This is a genomic window from Paenibacillus sp. CF095 (assembly GCF_900101225.1).
Classification (GTDB): domain Bacteria; phylum Bacillota; class Bacilli; order Paenibacillales; family Paenibacillaceae; genus Paenibacillus.
The window spans coordinates 3,627,882-3,649,266 of record NZ_FMZN01000001.1 but is presented as its reverse complement, the minus strand read 5'-3'; the positions used below and the strand labels follow the sequence as shown (position 1 = coordinate 3,649,266).

Annotated in this window: 26 protein-coding genes and 1 pseudogene; 23 read left to right on the top strand and 4 right to left on the bottom strand. The window is 41.0% G+C overall.

Features of this window, described 5'->3' with window-relative positions:
- Positions 1-542: 542 nt before the first annotated feature.
- The 21 genes and pseudogenes from BLS69_RS16095 (at position 543) to BLS69_RS16015 (ending at position 13,991) form a co-directional block, all read left to right on the top strand.
- Positions 543-923 carry a hypothetical protein gene (locus tag BLS69_RS16095; RefSeq protein ID WP_176872735.1) on the top strand — a complete coding sequence of 127 codons (381 nt, stop codon included), beginning with the start codon at positions 543-545 and terminating at the stop codon, positions 921-923.
- Positions 907-1,392 carry a hypothetical protein gene (locus BLS69_RS16090; protein ID WP_091033320.1) on the top strand — a complete coding sequence of 162 codons (486 nt, stop codon included), beginning with the start codon at positions 907-909 and terminating at the stop codon, positions 1,390-1,392. Before BLS69_RS16095 ends, BLS69_RS16090 begins: the two co-directional genes overlap by 17 nt.
- A 47-nt stretch (positions 1,393-1,439) precedes the next feature.
- The gene (locus tag BLS69_RS16085; RefSeq protein ID WP_076209375.1) at positions 1,440-1,895 is read left to right on the top strand and encodes a hypothetical protein; all 456 of its coding nucleotides are present in this window, start codon (positions 1,440-1,442) and stop codon (positions 1,893-1,895) included.
- A 115-nt stretch (positions 1,896-2,010) separates the two neighbouring features.
- Positions 2,011-2,385, top strand: coding sequence for a hypothetical protein (locus BLS69_RS16080; RefSeq protein WP_091033318.1), 375 nt, complete (start codon positions 2,011-2,013; stop codon positions 2,383-2,385).
- Between the two features lie 111 nt (positions 2,386-2,496).
- Positions 2,497-4,074: a serine hydrolase domain-containing protein gene (locus tag BLS69_RS16075; protein WP_091033315.1), complete on the top strand. Its 1,578-nt coding sequence runs from the start codon at positions 2,497-2,499 to the stop codon at positions 4,072-4,074.
- Between the two features lie 354 nt (positions 4,075-4,428).
- Positions 4,429-4,593 (top strand): hypothetical protein, encoded by a 165-nt coding sequence (locus BLS69_RS32165; protein ID WP_165980127.1) that lies wholly within the window; start codon positions 4,429-4,431, stop codon positions 4,591-4,593.
- Between the two features lie 336 nt (positions 4,594-4,929).
- Entirely contained in the window at positions 4,930-5,061 is a 132-nt protein-coding gene (locus BLS69_RS32600; protein ID WP_256332359.1) for a hypothetical protein, read from the top strand.
- A complete protein-coding gene (locus BLS69_RS32595) occupies positions 5,012-5,242 on the top strand; it encodes a tyrosine-type recombinase/integrase (RefSeq protein WP_240767951.1) in 231 nt (76 codons plus the stop codon). The genes BLS69_RS32600 and BLS69_RS32595 overlap by 50 nt, the downstream gene beginning before the upstream one ends.
- A 110-nt stretch (positions 5,243-5,352) precedes the next feature.
- Positions 5,353-5,547 (top strand): tyrosine-type recombinase/integrase, encoded by a 195-nt coding sequence (locus BLS69_RS32590; RefSeq protein WP_091033314.1) that lies wholly within the window; start codon positions 5,353-5,355, stop codon positions 5,545-5,547.
- 215 nt (positions 5,548-5,762) lie between these two features.
- Positions 5,763-6,224 (top strand): annotated as a pseudogene (locus BLS69_RS32585) (NUDIX hydrolase); the annotation flags it as partial.
- Positions 6,210-6,785 carry a nucleoside-triphosphatase gene (locus BLS69_RS32580; RefSeq protein ID WP_249911840.1) on the top strand — a complete coding sequence of 192 codons (576 nt, stop codon included), beginning with the start codon at positions 6,210-6,212 and terminating at the stop codon, positions 6,783-6,785. The pseudogene BLS69_RS32585 and the gene BLS69_RS32580, both read left to right, overlap by 15 nt.
- Positions 6,786-6,878: 93 nt before the next feature.
- Entirely contained in the window at positions 6,879-7,076 is a 198-nt protein-coding gene (locus BLS69_RS16055) for a hypothetical protein (RefSeq protein ID WP_091033309.1), read from the top strand.
- Positions 7,051-7,557 (top strand): HIT family protein, encoded by a 507-nt coding sequence (locus BLS69_RS16050; protein ID WP_091033306.1) that lies wholly within the window; start codon positions 7,051-7,053, stop codon positions 7,555-7,557. The genes BLS69_RS16055 and BLS69_RS16050 overlap by 26 nt, the downstream gene beginning before the upstream one ends.
- A gap of 194 nt (positions 7,558-7,751) precedes the next feature.
- A complete protein-coding gene (yqeK, locus tag BLS69_RS16045) occupies positions 7,752-8,369 on the top strand; it encodes a bis(5'-nucleosyl)-tetraphosphatase (symmetrical) YqeK (RefSeq protein ID WP_091033303.1) in 618 nt (205 codons plus the stop codon).
- Position 8,370: 1 nt separating this feature from the next.
- Positions 8,371-8,550, top strand: coding sequence for a hypothetical protein (locus tag BLS69_RS31900; RefSeq protein WP_133383990.1), 180 nt, complete (start codon positions 8,371-8,373; stop codon positions 8,548-8,550).
- Between the two features lie 40 nt (positions 8,551-8,590).
- A complete protein-coding gene (locus tag BLS69_RS16040) occupies positions 8,591-9,094 on the top strand; it encodes an NUDIX domain-containing protein (protein ID WP_091033301.1) in 504 nt (167 codons plus the stop codon).
- A 208-nt stretch (positions 9,095-9,302) separates the two neighbouring features.
- A complete protein-coding gene (locus tag BLS69_RS16035) occupies positions 9,303-9,698 on the top strand; it encodes a contact-dependent growth inhibition system immunity protein (protein WP_091033298.1) in 396 nt (131 codons plus the stop codon).
- A 160-nt stretch (positions 9,699-9,858) separates the two neighbouring features.
- Entirely contained in the window at positions 9,859-10,260 is a 402-nt protein-coding gene (locus BLS69_RS16030; protein ID WP_091033295.1) for a DUF4279 domain-containing protein, read from the top strand.
- 208 nt (positions 10,261-10,468) lie between these two features.
- A complete protein-coding gene (locus BLS69_RS16025; RefSeq protein ID WP_091033293.1) occupies positions 10,469-12,274 on the top strand; it encodes a serine hydrolase in 1,806 nt (601 codons plus the stop codon).
- Between the two features lie 502 nt (positions 12,275-12,776).
- A complete protein-coding gene (locus tag BLS69_RS16020; RefSeq protein ID WP_133385904.1) occupies positions 12,777-13,541 on the top strand; it encodes a DeoR/GlpR family DNA-binding transcription regulator in 765 nt (254 codons plus the stop codon).
- Positions 13,542-13,604: 63 nt separating this feature from the next.
- A complete protein-coding gene (locus BLS69_RS16015) occupies positions 13,605-13,991 on the top strand; it encodes an NIPSNAP family protein (RefSeq protein ID WP_091033289.1) in 387 nt (128 codons plus the stop codon).
- A gap of 712 nt (positions 13,992-14,703) precedes the next feature.
- On the opposite strand, the gene BLS69_RS16010 is transcribed toward BLS69_RS16015, so the two are convergent.
- The gene (locus tag BLS69_RS16010) at positions 14,704-14,955 is read right to left on the bottom strand and encodes a helix-turn-helix domain-containing protein (protein WP_091033286.1); all 252 of its coding nucleotides are present in this window, start codon (positions 14,953-14,955) and stop codon (positions 14,704-14,706) included.
- 164 nt (positions 14,956-15,119) lie between these two features.
- Between BLS69_RS16010 and BLS69_RS16005 the strand changes: the two genes are divergently transcribed.
- Positions 15,120-15,305 carry a hypothetical protein gene (locus BLS69_RS16005; RefSeq protein WP_091033284.1) on the top strand — a complete coding sequence of 62 codons (186 nt, stop codon included), beginning with the start codon at positions 15,120-15,122 and terminating at the stop codon, positions 15,303-15,305.
- A 36-nt stretch (positions 15,306-15,341) separates the two neighbouring features.
- Positions 15,342-15,644 (top strand): hypothetical protein, encoded by a 303-nt coding sequence (locus BLS69_RS16000; protein ID WP_091033280.1) that lies wholly within the window; start codon positions 15,342-15,344, stop codon positions 15,642-15,644.
- A 125-nt stretch (positions 15,645-15,769) separates the two neighbouring features.
- Here the strand turns inward: BLS69_RS16000 and BLS69_RS15995 are convergent, their stop codons facing one another.
- From BLS69_RS15995 to BLS69_RS15985, 3 genes are all read right to left on the bottom strand, one after another.
- Positions 15,770-17,449: a type 2 periplasmic-binding domain-containing protein gene (locus BLS69_RS15995; protein WP_091033277.1), complete on the bottom strand. Its 1,680-nt coding sequence runs from the start codon at positions 17,447-17,449 to the stop codon at positions 15,770-15,772.
- A 103-nt stretch (positions 17,450-17,552) separates the two neighbouring features.
- The gene (locus BLS69_RS15990) at positions 17,553-19,163 is read right to left on the bottom strand and encodes a response regulator transcription factor (RefSeq protein ID WP_091033273.1); all 1,611 of its coding nucleotides are present in this window, start codon (positions 19,161-19,163) and stop codon (positions 17,553-17,555) included.
- Positions 19,164-19,471: 308 nt separating this feature from the next.
- Positions 19,472-21,283 carry a sensor histidine kinase gene (locus tag BLS69_RS15985; RefSeq protein ID WP_091033270.1) on the bottom strand — a complete coding sequence of 604 codons (1,812 nt, stop codon included), beginning with the start codon at positions 21,281-21,283 and terminating at the stop codon, positions 19,472-19,474.
- Between the last annotated feature and the right edge of the window lie 102 nt (positions 21,284-21,385).

The following is a 21,385-nucleotide window of genomic DNA, read 5'->3' as shown; positions in this document are numbered from 1 at the left end:
TGAGCGAGTTATTCTAGGATTAACGATATGTTTAACTCTTATCGTAACAGTATGGTTGTATCCGCAGGATTCATCCAATCATATTTCAAAAACTATAGTAGAAGATATCAAGAGTTTATGGAGTAAATGAGGAATTTAATTGTGGAACAGACAAAATCAATTTACTAAGATATTGGATGTGACTGTATGAATCATGAACTATTCAATAAAATTAATGGATATTTAGAAGGGGTAAGTAGTTTAATTACTCACTTCGGAGGATGCTATGGGCACGAATATCAGTTTATAAAAATTGATTCGCCATTAGAACGAGCAATAGAACTTCATAATACTAATAGTAATTTAAATGGAAAGATAAGTTTGATTGGGAACAGATTTATTTTTCGTTAGGTGATGAAGTATTTATCTTAGATCTATATCAGTGGGGTTAACGGACAACCTTACAAATCTCAGTCTGTCGAATCATTCCCGTTGGTATTTAGTGAACGTTACAGGAAATTAACAAGTCAAAAAATTAAAATAAGGATAACTTGCGAGGCATTATGAAATTAATAAAATTAAAGGGCAGTAAAACTGAAGAAGTTATAAGAAGAGAATTAGTAGGATCGCATGAGTCATTATTTAATGATGAAATAAGATCAGGATTGCTTTCAGTTATTAAGAGGTTTTTCCCAAAAATGAAGACTGCCTATATCTTATTTTGGACACCTGAACAAGGGGAAGACATTTTTTCGTTGCTGATTAATAACGATACAATTGCAAAGGTAGAAATCGATCGTTACGACTCCAATGTTGAACCTATAATTGAAAGCAAACAACTAGACAATAACTATTTAAAAGGACTTAGGAAATATTCACGGATTAGATTAGCGATTGCACTTGAACTTGCAAATAGGGATCTTAAAAATGAAGAAAAAAATTAAAGGAGTTTCCGAATTGAAGAATCAAAAGCGTTTAATGATTTTACTATTTCTTTTAACAATACTCGCCCTAAGTGGATGTATTTCATACAGTGTGAAGACAGATAAAATTGTTGAGGACGGGTTGATAATAAACTCAAGTTCATTTGGACTGGGAGAGAGCGAAGAAGATGCAGGTATTACAGTTGTAACATACAATTTCACTCTTCGAAATAGAACCAATAAATCAATAATGTTAGAAACAGTTGAACCGATCTTGAGTAAGGATATTCAGGAGCGATTAATTGATAGGAATATTAAATTGGACATAAATATGAAAATTGATGGTAATAGCTCGGAAGAACTGACAGGTACTTTTAAATTAGATACTAAAGGGCTTGATAAAGAAGGGATAATCAAGTTAAACATTAATGTTAAAGAATTTAATATAGCATTTGAACAAGTCATAGGAATGAATGAAGTAAATAACTAATTTGAGATGACTTTAAGAAAATATATCTAACAACGAGGTGTATTCTTATGGAAAGAAAAAAAGATGATAACAATCAGATGGGTGTAATTCCAGAGCACCATAGCCCTGTTCGACATATGCTTAATGAAGCAAATGGACTACCGAGCAATCAATTTATAGACAGTTTTAAGAAAGCTCAGGATACTCCAGATGCATATGTAATTATGGAAGGTGATGATGGAGGACAAATCTACTTGTCTTGCCCTATGAAACTAGTAAATTGCAGTGAGGAGACATTACATACTCTATTAAAAGATTTAGATACCATTGCATGGGACTGTAATGAGGGAGAAGGCCAAGGACTATTTTACGAAAAACTCTTTCCTGGTGATGGGATTAGTGGAGGTATGGGGGGAGGAGATGTTGAGGAAGGACTATGGATTCATGAAGAATTTATAGATTTACAATTATATGATGAAATTCATGAAGTCATATTAGGCAATAAAGAAAGAATAACAAAGTAATAGAATTAATGAATCTTAAGGGCCTTCAACATCGGATAACAAAGTGTTAATGTTGTGGATTGGCAAACTGTTGAAATACTTCATACGGTGTTAAGCAAAATATGTGAGGTGAGTTATGGGCGTAAGAAAAAAATATAAACGTAAAATCGTTCGATCCAATCGATTATTTTATTGGTATGTTGAACCGGATATTGACGATGAAGGGATAATCAAATTACATATCGTTTCTGAGGATAAGAAGTTAATCGTCACTTATGAAGTGGGACAACACAGTATTAAGAACAAGCCCCCATATATAGTCATCATCGGAGAAGAATTCGAAGGCTGGACAACAGAATATATAGGATACAGAAGAGTAGTAACACCGCAATGGAGCGATGAGATCATCACGCCAAAATGGATAGGTGAAATTATTGATTGGTGCCTCTTGAAAGATAAAGAAATAAACATCGTTAATTGGAAAGGCGAAATTCTCCGACATCTCTCCTAAATGGAGTGTAATTGCATTGGAGAAATAACTTAGATTCGTGTGGACTCTTTTGAAAACGCATACTCGAAAACAAGAGATGTAATTAACATTTAATATAAAAGGAGAGAAGCTATGCAGATGAATTGTAGACATCACACGGTAAACAAAGTAATCGCTTGTGTTCTGTCATTCATAATTATCATTATGGCAATAGCGGTACCTGCCCACGCTGAAGAGAAACAGGTTGAGACTACACCATCCAGGATTCCTTTATCCAAGTTAGAGGAAACGATTGATGCTTATGTTGCCTCGTATGAGAAGTATACCGCTGCCGTTTCGGTTGTAGCTATCAAAGACGGTGAAGCCATTGTGAATAAGGCATATGGTTACGCAGATATTGAGAATCAGCGAAATGCGGATACCTCTACGGTTTTTGAATGGGCTTCCATCTCTAAACTGTTGGTCTATACGAGTGTGATGCAGCTTGTCGAACAAGGAAAGCTTGATTTGGATACGGATATCCAAGAATATCTGCCAGAGGGATTTTTCAAAAAGCTGAAATACGATGATCCAATTACCCTAATGAACCTGATGCATCACAATGCGGGTTGGGAAGATCAAACAGTGACGGAAGTGTATTATTACGCCGAGAATGAAAATGTTGATTTAGGAGAAACGCTGCGTAAAAATGAGCCGAAACAGATATATAAACCGAATAGCATAGTGGGTTATTCGAACTATGGCGTTGGTCTAGCCGGTTACATCGTGGAAAAGATAAGTGGCCAACCTTTTTATGAGTATGTCAATCAACATATATTTAAACCGCTTCATATGAACGACACTACGATTCATCCAACGGGGCAAGATCGTCCAGACGTAGTACATAGAAGGAATGAGATTGAAGGGTATACAAAAGAGTTGAAACTGATCCCTGAGAACAGAGTATACGTTACGTTTTATCCGACAGGGGCAGCCATCGGGACAGCAGAAGATTTAGGCAAATTTCTTGCAGCGCTGATGCCAGTAGATGATAGTAATATATTATTTAAGAACAGGGATACGTTAGACGAAATGTTGTCGACAAGTCTATATTATGACGGGACTTCTACTCCGCGATTTGCTCATGGATTCGTTGAGATAGAATATTGGGTGCCTACACTGATGCACGAGGGGAATCTGAAAGGGTTCTCAAGTAAAGTTGTCTTTGATCCCGCATCTAAATTTGGGATGGTCGTCATGACAAACCAGTCTTTTGAGGAAATTTATTATTATGGACTTATTAAAGAAATTTTCGGTGATAACGTCAATTCTAATATAATTACTTCGGAGGGAGGAGGATATTTTCAATCCGCACGGCGGCCAGCCGCTAGATTTACCGATTTATTCAGGCAGCTTGATATAACCAAATTTTCAAAAGCTGAGTTAAGTAGTCTTTATAATGTGGTCGAGCATAATGGCGTTGTTGAGAAAATTTCCTTCACTCCTTACATGGATTACTTGCCTGTATCGAAATGGAAGGTGAACTTGATTGTAATATCTTTTATTCCTGTCATACTAGCCATCCTTTTCAGTTTGACTGCTTTGCTCGTATATTTTATCCGGATGCTATTTTACAAACTAAATAAACGAGGAAATCCTCGGATAGATTTTAATAAATATCATCTTGCAATTAATGTTGTCCAGGTGCGGTACTTCCTCTTAACCTTTTAATCATACACACGAGACTTCCAAGTTATCCCGCTTATTCTTCGTTACGCATCAATTTAGGGTTTAACTTACTTTATGTAGTTCTGGCAGTGACGTATCTTGGCTTCCTTATTTACAAACTGCGGAAGAACAGTTACAGCAAAAAGCAAAAGGTCATGTACATCATGTCTGGCATCTCGGCTTTCATCTTAGCTGCTTTTATTGTGGGATGGAATTTGTATGTTTAGAACGTTACAAGCTAAATGGGTAACTTAAACATTGTTGATAAATGCCATGGTTAGACTTCGTAATGCCGATCTCAGGGTAAGAGATGTCAAAGGCGAGCTATTCATAGATCAGAGATAAGGTGGGCACAGAATGGAAGCTAAAATGCTGTTTGGCGTTGGCTTAGTCTTCGATACACCCGAATTCGGAACCATCGTTATGGGGGCCAATGAAGAGTTGGATGAACTACTTCCTTCAACAATCAAAGAGATGATCGGTGACCAGATTAAAAACGGATGGGGAAGAGCAAGTATTTGAAGTTGTTTCTACTCAAATTAACCATTCTATAGCTGGCAAGAAGAATATCAGTATATGTTTAGGAAAAGGGATCTCCCCAAACAAAATACCAGCTGGTTCAATCGTCTACTGTTATCCATCAGGACAAATTGATCAGTAGTGTATGCTTTGGTGAAGTTACATGGAGTAGAGGTTTGCTATTGAACTTGCTATGCTCATCTCTACTTTTACAACATCATAAATGTTCCGAAAGATTGGAAGGTCATCTGATTCCCTATTTGGGATGTAGAGATCCTTCCTTTTTTATTTTTCAAAATTGCGGAGAAAGACGTAGACTCGAACAAAGGAGAGTTTCCTATGAACGATGATACTACAACCGAAGAGACGATCACCATAACAGTATATTCTTCCCAAGAAGCAGACCAAGCTTCCACAAGTATTGTCCGAAAAGGAAGTTACTCGATTACTCAAATCCGTAACCAACCCTAAACATAAGGCTGTATTGTCTCTGACCTATTCTTCCGGGCTTCGTGTAGTTGAAGTTGTGCGTCTGCGTTGCAGCGATCTGGATATTGAAAGGAAAACACTCGTCGTGAGAGAGGGGAGGGGCAAAAGGATCGGAGGACGCTTCTTTCAAGCCTCGCCTGGGATATGGTGCAGAAATACATAGCTGAATATAGACTCAATCGTTGCCTCTTTCCGGGGCAATCTTCTGATCGACATCTTACCGAGCGGAGCGTGTAGAAGGTTTTTGAAGAAGCCAGACAACGCGCAGGAATTATGAAAAAGGTAAGTATTCATGCGCTGAGGCATTCCTTTGCCACTCATTTGCTGGAAAACGGGACAGACCTGCGCTACATTCAGGAGTTACTTGGTCATACGAGTGCACGTACAACTCAGCGATATACGCATGTTAGTACGAAAAATATCCAGCGTATTCAAAGCCAGTTGGATCGGATGGATTTGGGAGATTGAGTACTATGCTACCCGTCCCTTTTTTTAAGGAATTTTTCTTCGCAAATGTAACAATATGGGTTATCATATACGTAGTTCAGCTAATGGACAGGATGTGTGGTATTCACGAAGTACATAAATTAGATGTTATGTGAAATCAGCGCAAACCCTAAATGTTAAACTTCTTTTTTTGATATCGAACAGAATACAAAATACTTGATCGGTGGTGTTTGACAATGCAAGAACAGTCAAAACATTTAGTTGCTGTATCTGCATTTGTTCAGAATAAGATGGGGCATGTATTGATGGTTCGAACACATTTACGAGCTGATACTTGGGAATTGCCGGGAGGATTTGTTGATGCTGGGGAGTCATTAGAACTAGCGGTGTGTCGTGAATTCCTTGAAGAAACCGGAGTTGTCATCCGCCCCATCGGAGTGTCCGGCGTCTACTATAATGAAAGACTTCACGTATTGTCTGTGGTTTTTAATGCGGACTATGTGAGCGGTGAAATAACAATTCAACCCGAAGAGATACTAGATGCGAAGTTTTTACACTTGGATGAAACTACAATGGATGAATACATTAAACGGCCTCATTTAAAATCTCGCATTTTAGATACCCTACGTGTGCCACGCTCTGTCCCCTATGAGACGTGGAATTTGAATCCACCTGACTATAAGTTGTTGTCAAGAATAGACGGGGAACAGCAGAGCTCTAAAAGAGTATTTTTGCTCACGGGAAAGCCAAGAGCAGGGAAATCAACTTTGATAAAAAAACTTATAAATGAGATTGGATCAGAAACTTGGGGTGGATTTTACACTGAGGAAATAACTAATTCAATTAATGAGCGAATTGGTTTCAGATGCGTATCCGTTGATGGAGAGAGTGTGGAAATTGCGCATGTAGAGAGTCCCAGTCAAACTCGAATTGGAAGATACGGAATCGATATAGAAAAATTCGAAGAATTTGCTTTAAGAGTATTACAAGAGGCCATGACATTTAAAAAGATTGTTGTAATTGATGAAATTGGATTCATGCAGAATTTATCCTTATCTTTCCAAAGAAAAGTACAAGAAATCATTTATGATAATCGAATTGTTTTAGGGACAGTTCCGCTAGATAGTCATCCGGGAATTGACAAAATCAAATATAACAAGGAAGTACAGCTAGTAAGTATTAATGAATCTACACGTGATATGATAACAGAATTATTAGTGAAGGATATTTTGAAAGCTTTAGATTCAAATACATTGTAAGGATCTCGAAGAAGGTGCTGACATCCTATAACAACATATTCACGCATCTGGCATTCGCCCTTGGTCCGGCACGAAGTTAGATGAGGATTCGGAGTGGCATTTCAGTTTTCGAGGAAGCAGATTCAGCCGGACACATCCGCACCGACTAACCGCATCGCGGCCGCTCCCGTTGGTCGCTTAAGTCGGTGGGACGTCGTGAATACAATAACGTTAGATGAAATTACGATGCAAGTTCTTATCAAAATCAAAAACTATGAGGTGCATAATGCCAAGACTAATTACATTAGCTGATGGAAGATCAGTAGAAGTTGAATGTGTAAGCTGCGCATTGACAAGTGGTTTGATTTCTTCAACAGGTGGAGTAATTTTTGAATCAAGCAACTTTCATGTCCATCAAGATATTGCTTACCCAATTAAAGGGTTAGTTATATTAGCTTCAAAGAGGCATTTTTACTGCATGGATGAATTAACAGATGAAGAGCGATTAGAATTTATTTCGTTAATCCATAAGCTCAGAAGTGAACAAAGAAAACGATTGGGAATTGATAAGGTCTATTATTTTTATAATGAAGATACAACACATCACTTTCATTTATGGATGGTTCCTAGATATGAATGGATGTACCAATTTGGAAATTCAGTAGAATCATTAAGACCGGCATTATTACATGCAAGGAATAATATGAATGACGATGAGAATATGAAGAGTGTAGAAGAAGGGGTTAGCATGCTAAGAGAGGGCATGAGGGATTTTGTGAGTAGCTCAAGGTAACCTCATCTAACACTGTTTTCACGCATCGGGCTGACGCCCTCGGTCTGGCAGAGGAGTAATCGGGGAAGTGGATGAAACCAGACAACCCTGCGAGGCTAAGTCTTCGATCCGGCTCCCGTTGGTCGCCTTAAGCCTCTCGGGTTCGTGAACACAAGAACGTTAGCCGAAATTAATGCAAAGGGGAACCCAAAAACATGAACACCATACTTGAACAGTGTGTGCCAAACTTTAAATTAACGAATGATCTAAAGTATGATATCCAGAAGTTTTTCACAATACATAATGATAAAGAAACATTGGAACATACATTGAAAGTCGCAGCTGAAGCAAGACGAGTTGCTCAATTATATAATGCAGATCCATTGAAAGCGGAGCAAGTAGGACTTCTTCATGACATAAGTAATGTCATTCCAGTCAAAGAAATGTTACATGTTGCAGAAGTGCTTTCAATAGAAATCTTGCCGGAAGAGAGAACTTATGCCCGAATCGTACATCAAAAGCTATCAAAAGCAATGGCTATTGAAATATTTAAAATTGATGATCAAGAAATGTTAAGTGCAATAGAGTGTCATACAACTATGAAGCCACATTCCTCTTTATTGGATAAAGTCTTATTTATTTCTGATAAGATCTCATGGGAACTTCCAGGAGGCCATCAATATTTGAAGGACATACGAACAAAAGTGGATGAACACAAATTAACAGAAGGAATACTAATCTATTTAAATAACATATGGGAACAAAGAGACAAATTGAAATTAGTCCATCCGTGGTTAATCAAAGCAAGAGAAGAACTTTTGAAGCAATTCTAAGATGGCATTAACATCTGCTAACATCATATCCACGCTTCGGACCTGGTGGCTCCTCGGTCCGCGAGAAGCAATTGGCAGAGGGGGAGATTCAGCGGACACATCCGCACCGACTAACCGCATCGCGGCCGCTCCCGTTGGTCGCTTAAGTCGGTGGGACGTCGTGGATACAGTAACGTTATGAGAAAGTGATGTAGACATTGTATGGAGGGAGATTATTCTAGATGATTCGAAATACAGTAAGAGCATTGATTATCAAGAATGACAATCTTCTATTAATAAAGAAAAGGAGAGCAAATATAGGTATTTATTATGTACTGCCTGGAGGAGCTCAAGAAGAGAACGAAACATTGGAACAGGCTTTAAGTCGCGAGTGTATGGAAGAACTGGGTATTGAAATATTGAGTAGTAGGTTAGTTTGTGTAAGAGAATACATGTCGCGCAATCATGAATACTCCTTCATAATGAAGGAAGTTCATTCTATTGATTTTATTTATGAGTGCAGTACTCAATTCCTAAATAATGAATTAAGAAGCCTACAAGCTGATGTTGGACAGGTTGGGATTGAATGGTTACCCATTAATGAAATTAAGAGGACAGTGTATAGGCTAGAAGAATCTTTAGAACATTATAAATTTCCTGGAACAACCAATGAATTCTTTAAAGAATATTTTTCGGATCAAGTAATAAAACCATATTCTAGCGTAATATTTGAAAGTAGTCTATAGAAGACATCACCATCTCATAACACCATATTCACGCATCGGACATTTTCCCTCGGTCGCCAGGAGGGATTTCGGGGAAGCTGAATCAGGCGGACAACTCTGTACTGGCTAAGTCCGTCTGATCCGCGCTTACGCGCTTAAGCCAGTGAGGGTTCGTGAATACACAACGTATGTGAAATGCCGGAAATCACTTATTTAAGAGGGGGAAGCTATGCAGCAAGTGGATGTAACCAAAACCCTTGAAGACCTAGAAGACGAAAAGTGGGATAAACCGAATTTTGCTTCTCGATTAGTTCTCCGAGCAAATGAATTAAGAAAGAAACCTCTCTGTGAATTGAATAATGAGGATTTAAGGCTTTTGATCGGGCAACAAATGAGTCTAGATCTTCTTTTACCTCTAGTCTTGGAGAAATTAGTGGAGATCCCATTAAGATCAGGAGATTTGTACATGGGGGATTTATTTTGTTCGGTGCTCAAGGTAGGGAAAAAATATTGGGAAGAACATAGAGAACTGAAGAACGAATTAGATGAAGTAATTAGAACATATGAAGAGGCGAGAAAGACATTAGAAGAGTACATAAATAAATACAGAAGTGATCCTATTTAAGGGTATTCAAGGAGGCTAAGTACTTTAGTTAACATTATATTCATGCATCGGTCATACGCCCTTGGTCCGACAGTTGCCGGCCACCCAGCATAAGCTGGGTAGTGAATACAGAATCGTTAGGTGAAAACCTGCTAGACATATAAATTGAGGAGATTCCAAGATGGAAAGAACGAATGTAAAAGTAGAATTCAGTTTATTTGGAGATCAATTTGACCTCAATATAATTACAAATACATTGTTAATTCCTCCCACAAGAGCTTGGCTCAAAGGTGATCCTATACAGAGAGATCTATTTCGTAAGGAAACGTGTTGGGAGCTAGCTACAGAGTACGAAGAATCTTTGGATATCAATGATCAGATCGATAAGGTTAAAATTCTAATTCAGGATCGAAAAGATCAAGTTGTAAAATTAATTAGGCAGTACAATCTCGAATGTAAGTTTGAAGTCGTAATTAATATAGAGAATAATGAAAAGCCAGCAATGTATTTAAACAAAGATACCATAAAGTTCATTTATGATTTAGGGGCGGAAATTGATATTGACTTATACATTTATAGCTAAGAATTGATGATAGAAGACTGAAGAAGAGCAGGACAGCGCCTAACATAATATTCACGCTGCGGGCAGTCGCCTGACACCTAGCAAACGCTGGGTTGTGAATATAGTAAACGAGAAAGTTGAATGATTTAGATTCATGTGGACTCTTTTGAAAACGCATACGTGAAAAAAGAGTATGTAATTAACATTTAAAATAAAAGGAGAGAAGCTAATGCAGATGAATCGTGGATATCACACTGTAAACAAATTAATCGCTTGTGTTTTGTCATTCATATTTATCATTATGGCAATAGCGGTATCTGCCCACGCTGAAGAGAAACAGGTTGAGACTACACCATCTAGGATTCCTTTATCCAAGTTAGAGGAAACGATTGATGCTTATGTTGCATCGTATGAGAAGTATACCGCTGCCGTTTCGGTTGTAGCTATCAAAGATGGTGAAACCATTGTGAATAAGGCATATGGTTACGCAGATATTGAGAATCAGCGAAAGGCGGATACCTCTACGGTTTTTGAATGGGCTTCCATCTCTAAACTGTTGGTTTATACGAGTGTGATGCAGCTTGTCGAACAAGGCAAGCTTGATTTGGAGACGGATATCCAAGAATATCTGCCAGAGGGATTTTTCAAAAAGTTGAAATATGATGATCCAATTACCCTAATGAACCTGATGCATCACAATGCCGGTTGGGAAGATCAAACAGCGGCTGAGGTGTTATATTACTCTGAGAATGAAACGTTAGAATTAGGAGAAACGCTGCGTAAAAATGAGCCGAAACAGATATATAAACCCAATAATATAGTAGGTTATTCAAACTATGGCGTTGGTTTAGCCGCGTACATCGTGGAATTACAAAGTGGCCAACCTTTTTATGAGTATGTCAATCAACATATATTTAAACCGCTTCATATGAATGACACCTCGATTCATCCAACGGGGCAAGACCATCCAGACCTAGTACAAAGAAGGAATGAGATTGAAGGGTATACGAAAGATTTGAAACTGATCCCTGAGAACAGAGGATACGTAACCTTTTATCCTGCCGGGGCAGCGATTGGGACAGCAGAAGATTTAGGGAAATTCCTTGCAGCGTTGATGCCAGTAGATGATAGCAATGTATTATTTAAGAACAGGGATACGTTAAACGAAATGTTGTCAACAAGTCTATATTATGAAGGTACTTCTACTCCGCGATTTGCGCATGGGTTCGTTGAGATGGAATACTGGGTGCCTACACTGATGCACGAAGGGAATTTGAAAGCATTCTCCAGCAAAGTTGTCTTTGATCCCGAATCTAATTTTGGGGTGGTGGTCATGACAAATCAGTCTTTTGAAGAAGTTTATGGTTATGGACTTATTAAAGAAATTTTCGGTGATAACGTCAATTCTAATATAGTTACTGCGGAGGGGGGAGGATATTTTCAATCCGCACGACGGGCAGCATCTAGATTTACTAATTTATTTACGGCCCTTGATATCAGGAAATTCACAAAAGCTGAATTAAGTAGTTCTTATCATGTTGTCGAGCATAATGGGGTTGTTGATAAAATTTCCTTTACTCCTTACATTGATTACTTGCCTGTATCAAATGTAAAGGTAAACTTGATTAAGATATCTCTTATTCCTGCTGTGCTTGCCGCCATTTTCAGTTTATGTGCTTTGATCGGCTATTTAATCCGGGTGCTTCTTAACAAACTAAATAAACGAGTGAATCCTCAGACCGATTTTGATAAATATCATCTTGCAATTAACTTTGCAGGTGTGGCACTCCTTCTTAATCTTTTCATCATACAGACGAAGTTGAGGTTTCCAAATTATCCTGCTTATTCTTCGATACGCATCAATTTAATGTTTAACCTACTATATGTGGTTCTAGCAGTGGCGTATCTTTGCTTGCTTATCTACAAACTGCGGAAGAACAGTTACAGCAAAAAACAAAAGGTGATGTACATCATGTCTGGCATCTCGGCTTTCATCTTGGCTTCTTTTATTGTGGGATGGAATTTGTATGTTTAGAGAGGTAAACGAGAATATAGATGTTTCAAGTACTACAAAGGCTCGCGGATGACTCCTATATATCACTGATATTAAGTGGGGTTAATTTAAAAGGAGTAAAGGCAGCAGTTCCTTATGTGGGACTGCTGCCTTTGTGTTAGTATGCCCTTTGGCAACTTGTGCCTCGGCATATTGAAGGGGGATATGAAAGAAATGGAATCATTTAATGAGATTAAACTTGATCAAGATTTAGTGCCTCTTATATTGCGTTATATGCAGTCCACTAAATCTATACTAGTAGAACAATTGAGTCATTTAGAAATAATATGTATACAATAGCCGTTTTTAGTTCTTTCCGAACTCGATTTAATCGTAATAAGAAAAACGCGAGAAACGGCAAAAAAGAGGTTTATAATTAGTGTAAAACTTTACAAAACGGCATATTAATGAATATAATTGAATAAATACAGGAATGAATATGAATATTCAGGAGGTGCGATACGTGATCAAGGAAGACACGGGAATGTTCGCTGAAGAGCGACGGGAAAGAATCCTTTCATTATTAAATGAGGAAAAACGTGTAATGGTCAAAGACTTGGCGGAAAAGTTCCAGGTTTCCATTGATTCAATCAGGCGAGATCTCTCCATTATGGAGGATCACGGATTACTCAAAAAAACCCACGGTGGCGCAATTCCATCCATAAAGGTTCGACAAGCTCCAACTCGACCAGAAATACGATATGGAGAAGGGACCTTACAAGGCAATGCAATTGCTAAACTTGCTGTATCGTATATTCGAGAAAATGATACTGTCTTTATTGGTAGCGGATCTTTATCATATGTATTATTACAGTATCTACCTGATCAACTACCTCTTACAATCGTCACGAACAGCATGCGGGTAGCTGATACTTTAAGGGAACGACAGTGGATAGAAACCTACCTGATCGGTGGTCGGGTAAAACCATCTGGAAATATTACAGATGTACTAGCGACAGAGTTTATCCGCCTATTTAAGTTTGATATCAGCTTCATCACAGGAGGCGGGATTTCGGATGAAGGGATTTTTGTGGCCTCCCCTGAAGTAGGAGCGTTCGGTCGGGCAGTATCTGCCGCTTCTCGACGCCGTATTGGAATTGTCACACATCGTACTCTTGGCAGCGATGGGTTTGCGAAGGCTGGCAGAATTGAAGATCTAGACCTTTTAATCACAGATGAGAATGCAGACCCAGAAGCAATTGAAAAAATTAAAGAACTTGGGATTAAGGTTATCGTGGTCCCGGCATAGGGATAATTACTGCTTAAGTTAAAGCAGATTGATTTTTAGACTCTAGAAGGGGATGTGGGAATATTGTTTTATAGAAGAAAATTTTACATTGTAAGAAATGAATTTGTTGATATTTTCAATGCACATTTTGAAGAAACTAATTTGCCAAATCAAATTAAGCATGGGGCTAGACTAGTAGGAAGGTGGATGGTTCCAGGTAATGAATCGACTACTGAAATATTCGCTATCTGGGAGTACGACAGTTATGAAGAGTACAAAAAAGTAGAAAAAATTGTTAGAAGTGACAGTGAGCACAAAAAGCGAATAAATAAGTGGTATGAAGAAAATGGTGGTAGAGAAAACGTTTATAAACAGTTTATTCTTGAAGTTAGAAATGAGCAGATACTTTCTACTTTAATAAAGAATGAAATAACTACTAATAATGAAGTACAATTTTGGTTAAAGAACTGAGTTTTTCTTTTGCTTGCTAATAACCGAGCATCTATGCTGTTAAAGTACCCGCTGTTCTCCTGCGCCGTGGACACCTCATCTTTCGTAGATCAATTATTCGTTCCTTAATTGATGTGTCCACTTCTTTTCTAGCTTACAACCATTTTTTAAACATATTCAGTATCATAATAAGTACACCTTACCGAAAAAGTTGCAAAGTCTGCATGGATTACTTCGCACCGGTAAATATACCTTCAGAAAGTCATGCAGGAAAGCGACAAGCGATAGGAGCAGGTTGTTGAGCGTTGAATCAATGTGCGAGAATTCGCTTTCCGGGTTAGCGCGGAAGATGCCAAGCTGTATTTTGGCCCGTGCTTAAGGCACACCATGCTACGTAAGCGTCGCGATATTACTTCCCGGCATCCTTATGACGGGACTCAAAATATTACTCAACAAGTGTCATGAAAAGGGACTTCTGTTGCTCATCTTGGGGTTCATTCTGGGCGTGTATCGGTTCAGAGGACAGAATCTAATCTTCACCCTCGTGCTGGTTGTAACCTTAAAAGAAAACATTAGTTCATAAACTAAGAAGGCATAAACGTAGACAACGTAGACTAGCGAAGTAGAAAATATAAGGTTATGAGCAATGAGTGAAGAAGAATTAGAAGAGAGTTTTCATTAATCAAACAATGGGACATTATGATATTGAAAATATTCAAAGAATTAATGTTCTTTACTCCTCAACTTCCCCAAGCAAATGCCCAACAGATACCTCCAAAACCCTCGCAATCATCACCACTTCATAGTCTTGAACAAGACGATATTGACCCTCCAGACGCGAAAGACTGGTCTGACTGATATCCAAGCCCAATGTTTGCAATCTGGCGAGGAATTCCCGTTGTTTGATACCTTTACTTTTACGAATAGCTACGACCCGGGAGCCGATGATGTTTTTATCGCCAGGTGGTTCTTGTCTATGCTTCATTATGTACACACCTCATTTCAACCAAATTGTATGAGAAATAATGGTTGTTTTAATGCGGATATCGAATTAAAATAAAATAAACCGATAATCGCATTAAAAGTGACTGCTCACGTCTAGCATTAACAAGATATGGTGCAGTTTAGACCCATCAGAGAGGTGGATGTATGAGCCTGTTGCTTGACTTATTGGAAGAGGAACGGCGCAAGCTTAATCAGCTTGGAGAGGCATCCTTGAAGCAAGCGATTCCGTTGTGGGACAACCCCGAAGTGCAAGAACAGAGCCGAAGGGTGGACGAACTGGTGGCCCGAGTGGGTGAAATGAAGGCGAGACAGAGCCGAGTTGTTCGATGATGAGTGAGGTACATAACGTGTAGGGGAGGAGAAGATATGAAACTTCCACCGTGGTTGCAACAAGCGATTCAGGCGAGGCTAGATGAAGTATCTGCCCGAATCGAACATGACCTTGAATTGAGTCGTATACGTGGGGGAACAGACGAAGCATTTGAAGTTTTGTTCGCAGGTAAAGATGTCGAGCAAACACCTGAATATACCGAGTGGGAGAATCGTTATATTGTCAGCAAAGGCATAGAAAATGAGAGGTTGTATATGCAGGGACTACGAGATGGCATTCAGCTCACAGTATCCTTGCTGGGTCAGTCGATGCCAGAGGAGACCGATACTGAGGCTTGATCCACTAAGGCGAACCCATAAGTCAGGGGAAGCTGCCTAGATCTTTAACTTAAAAACCCGAGCCGAAGCGTGAATAACTCGCTTCGGCTCGGGTTTTAATGCTTTACTTTTCCAAAATCCAATTCTTACTTCGCGCTTACCGACTTAAACCAATCATTCACTTCTTGCGTGATCTGATCTCCGCCATTGGATTTCCAGTTGGCGACGAATTGGTCAAAGGCATCAATTGGCAGATTGCCGTAGATGATTTTGTTGAAGGTTTCCATCTCGGACTGGCGGAGCAGGTTCCATTTGGACACCATGGTTGGTGTGGCTGCGCCAGTAAAGTAGTTTTGTTTACGGACGTCGATCTGGGACATAACGACTTTACCAGCATACCAGTTTTCCGGTTTACGGAATTCGGCCATTTGTTTCTCGTAAGGTGTTTCAGGCTTCTCGCCGTTGGCCAGCTTCACGAGTGTTTTCATGTACAGATCCGGGATACGTGCTGGGCCGGTCAGGAACGGGAATTCGTTGGAGAAGTCTTTAATCTTCTCTTTGTCACTGGTCGGTTGTCCGTCAATGATATCCCAGTCGTACCCTTTGGCGAAGCCGTATTCATACTCACTGCCCGCAGCCGGGTTCGCAAGGTTATCGAGCAAGTAGTTGTAGTACAGGAAGATGGCTTCTGGATGCTTCGCATCCTTGTTGATCATGATACTTGCGTTGACACCAGAGTTCTGCCACTTCGTACCGATCTTGCCGTCTGGGCCAGCTGGAACAGGGTAAGCTTTATACTTAGAGCCAGGTACGTTCTTCAGCAGGTCAGGTGCAGGCCAGTCCGGTACCCAGTTTGCGCCAGGCAGAATGCCCGCTTTGCCAGCTGTCCAGCTTTCAGCGGATTTGCCTTCGTCCCACAGAGCGGAGTCAGCGTGGATATAACCTTTATCCATCCATTCAGCCAGCTTGGCAAGCGCTTGTTTGGCACCCGGGTTAACGGAGCCGTACTCGAGGTTGCCGTTCGCGTCTTTGTTCCATTGCTCCTCGATTGTGCCGTATGCACCGAACAACCAGTCGAGCTGACCCATCCAGGTGTTGGTGTTATTTTTCAGTGAGATCGCCAGAGGGAATACTTTGTCTGGAGACAGGCCGTCCGGGTTCTCGTTTTTGAATTTGTCCATGATGTTCTCAAGGTCTGCGATGGTTTTCGGAGCTTCCAGGTTCAGCTTCTCCATCCAGTCCTCGCGGAGCCAGAGCAGTGTATCGTCGTTATCGGTGTACTCCATGATCGGCATGTTGTATTTCTTGCCGTCTTTGGTGAACGGATACCACAGTTCAGGATGTGCTGCTGCGTGATCTTTCAGGGTCTGACTCGCGTACTTGTCGAACAACTCATCGATAGCGATGAATTGACCGGAGTCGATCAGCTGATTAGTCAGTACCGCATTGGTGGGTACGGTAACGAAATCAGGCAGTTTCTCGCCAGAGGCGATAGCCAGTTGCAGCTTTTGTCTGTATTGATCGTCATTGGCCGGATACCAAGTATCTTTGTGCTTCATACCCAGCGTTTCGAGCATCCAGCGATCGTGCACGTTATTTTCTTTGGTATCTCCTTGCACGTATTTCTTCGGCATTAATACCGAACTGAACTCGATGGGTGGGTCATATTTTCCTTTGGCAAAAGCAGCTTCTGCTTCCGCTGAGCCGACTGTTCCCGGCGTATTATCGCTACCATTGTCACTGGCTGTCTCGCCACTGCCGCACGCAGTGATCGTGATGAGCGCGATAACCATGAGCAGTGACCACCATGTTTTGAATTTGATCATTGTTCAATCCCCCTACGGTGTATGATCTTTACAATGTAACTGTACCAATTTGGGCGGGAGGGCATCTATATGAGTTTGTTAGTTTCGATAGGACTCTATTATGTTATTTATGCTGGTCGCGATACTCCTGCGGCGTAACGCCGAATTGACGCTTGAATACTTTGATAAAATAAGCCGGGTCCATATAACCAATCTCCATGCTGATTTCGTACACTTTTTTGGTGGTCGTGACCAGCTTGTGGCAGGCCCGATCCATACGCAGGCGCGAGATATAATCACTGATGCCTTCGCCGGTTTCAATCTTATAGATCTTGGACAAATGGGTCGGATGCAGATTGACATGGTCAGCGAGCACACGCAAAGACACATCCAGATGCAGGTTTTTATCTGTAAAATCCTGAATCTTCTTCACATACTCGGAACGGATGTCCTTGATCTCGTTGGACGTGCCTTCCTTGAGTTTGCCAAGCACACTGAGCGACCATTTCCGAAGTTTGCTGATGGTAGCGAAAACTTCCCCACTTTGCAAATCCTCGACATCATTTCCCATCAGAGTGGTCAGAGTCAGCTTGTTCCGGTGGGCGATATTGGTGAATGAAGCCGTAATAAGAAAACCTGCCTCCATGCAATGCTCCCAGGATTCCGACCATTTTTCATCCAGCTCAGCGCAGACCGCGAGGATTTTCTCTTCCGCGGCATCCCACTGTCCGCTCTCTAGCAGACTAATAAACGTTGGCGGGGTGTACAGTACATCCAAGGGACCTTGTGCCGCAGGTGTCTCAACATCGCTGACACGCATGACGAATTCGCGTTCGTCTCCAACAATCTGTCGGAAATAGGCGGAAGCCTGACGGAAGCGATCGTAGAGCTGATCCGGAAAGGTGAACCACTCGGTGATAACGATGGAGAGGGAGCCTTTCAGAAATTGTTTTACTTTGGATTGAAGCTGAATGGACAGCTTCTCCAGAATGGTTTCTTTCCCAATATCGCCTTTCCGTTCTTTCAACTGAAGTAAAAACACCAGATATCCGTGCTCCTCCTTCACGCCCCACACTTCCATAAACTCACCCATAATCTCTTCCGCCATATTGATGATGGCATATTCGATCAGGGTCTGATCGTTGCTGTCATAGTGTCCGAATTCTTCTTCTAAACGAACTAACATCAACGCGGCATCCCCGGTATGAAAGGGAAGATTGTAATTAGCGAGTTTCCGATCCCATTCGGCAGCAGCGATTCGTTGTCCCTGTAAAGCTCCCAGGAGCAGTCGTCCCCGCAAATGGGGGAGATTCTCCCGCAACGTAAACTGCGTTCGTGTCAGTGAACTGACAAGTTCCCATTCGTTGTTCAATTGATCGATGGCCTTCTGAACAGCCCCCATTAATTCATCGTCAGTCGGGGGCTTGAGCAGATAGTCTACGGCTTCGAACTGGATGGCTTTTTTGGCGTAATCAAATTCGGAATACCCGGATAACAGAATACATTTTATTTTTTTGTCCCGGATGCGGATGCGTTCAATTAGTTCAATACCTGTCATTTCGGGCATCTGGATGTCCGAGATCACGATATCGATGGGATGGGTGTCGATCATTTGTAGTGCTTCGTGTGCCGAGTATGCTTTATGCACATGTTCAATCCCCAGCGTATGCCAGGGCTTGGTCATGGACAGGTTATCGACCCAGTGTGCTTCGTCGTCTACGATCATCATGTGCATTTTAATGTCTCCCTTGGTGGTTGGTATATAAGGCCAATAATCAAAATCAAAGGATACGTGAAGTGAACAAAATCGCTACGGATTTGAAGGGTTCTTTCGATCGCTGTTCAAGCCCCATTTTCTGAATTAGATGATTATAAGGTTAAAATGGTGCTTGAAAGGCGAACACTTCGTTTCTACAGAATCCCTTCAATCCTTCGCTTGAGTTCACGTAAATTCTAATCATTTATTTTAAACAAGGCCTTATATAAATGTTCGTGTAAATGGTTCGTTCAAAATCAAATATCAACTTATCGTTCGTATCGAAATTAATTCGTATCGGTATTACCTTTATCGGAATCCGTATCCTCTTTTGGTATCTCCCAGATGATTTCGGTTCGGAATCCGCCTAGTGGGGATGGGCCGAATAGGAGGTAGGAATGACTGCCGAACAGGTGCGTGATTCGTTGGTGCGTATTCCAAAGGCCGCAGCCCATTTCTTCTTGTAAAGGTTCCTGCATTTTCAAGTTCAGCGCTTCGTACTGTTCCGGGCTTAGGCCTGGACCATCGTCGTCGATGTATATTCTGCCAAAACCATTCAAGCGCTCCCCGGTAATTCGAATTTCCCCGGAAGAATAGGACTTCGCCACACCATGTATGACGGAATTCTCCACCATCGGCTGAAGCATTAATCGTGGTACCGACTGGGCAAGCATATCCTCAGGGATATCGATGTGATACTCAATGCGACCATTGCGCAGCTTCTGGATATCCAGATAGTTAATCAGCAGTTTGATCTCTTCCTGAAGCGACGACGTCTCCCGTTCCATGCGGGTGGTGTAGCGATAATATGCACTTAGGTTATGCGCCATGGAGACGACGGCTTGCTCGTCCTTCATCTGGGCCATGTTGATGATATACCCAAGACAATTATATAGGAAATGCGGATTGATCTGCGCTTGTAATTGCTTCAGCGTAGCTTCCCTGGCTCTAATTTTCTCATGGAACACATTCTCGATCAGATCCTGAATCTGATGAGACATATCGTTGAATCGGCGGAACAGGAATGAGAACTCATTCTGGTTTTTGCTATGCAGTCGGACAGAATAATCCCCTTGCTCGACGCGGCGTAAGCCTTTGATCAGCTTTTTGATCGGGTACTGAACATTCCGGTACAGCAGGATCGACGCAGAGATGCCCACCACCAGCAGCAATATCATACAGGTGTAGAACAGATTCTGACTAAGCGAGATGGGTTTCAAAATCTGATACAACGGGATCACGTCCACCAGGTGCCAATCCAGATAAGTGGACTTCACGGAGCTAACCAGATAGTTCTTACCGTTCAGCTCTACGACATCCTGTGTAGTATCTTCCGGAGAATGCGTGTCCAGATACTGAATGAGTTCTGCGGATAATTGCTTGTCCGCGCTGCGATTGAGAATGGGTGAATTTCCTTTGTGATACAAGAAAGGATCGCCTTGTCCACCCGCTTTATACGTATCCAGCATATTTTGAATATTTTCGTAGCTGAAGCTAGCTTCAATCACCAGATTACTTCCCGTGAGCATCCCCGGCTGTGCCAAGGAATCGGTATAGAACCAATAGAAGGATTGCAGTTTGTCTTTTGATTCCGTACCCTGGTCCCCATAGGTCCATTGTCCACTCATATTTTTTTTCAAATACGCTTCATCATATCCTGTGGTTCGATTGTAGTTGGCGATGACATCCTTATTCTGCTGTGAATGCACTGCATATCGGGTGGGCCATATATCGGTAACACCGGTTTGCAGCGTCATCTTCTCTTGTATCACATAACGGGTCTGCATCCGGTCATATCGATCATCCCACATGTTAAGGCCGTTGAATGCTCTGACATTGGGATCTCGGGAGAGAATCAGGCTGAAATCCATCATCTGATTGATGCGGGAGTCGATCTGACTGGACAGAAATGTGAGCTGTTTGGTGTTGGAGATCTGCAGTTCTTTGCTGACGACATCATAGGTGACGTTATTCGAGTAGGTGTACATGATCAGAATGGGGATGAACAAGACCACAATTAACAAGTTTATTTTGGCAAAAAGACTGAATCGGGATCTGGTTTTACCTTGAAAAGGCATTAAGCGCTTCCATATATGCATGAAAAGTCTCCTTCTAATTCGTGTGTAAACAACCTCTTCCGATGATACCCTAACAAAACACTATCAAGCCTAACAATCTTATATAGTCAGACCTCAGAACGG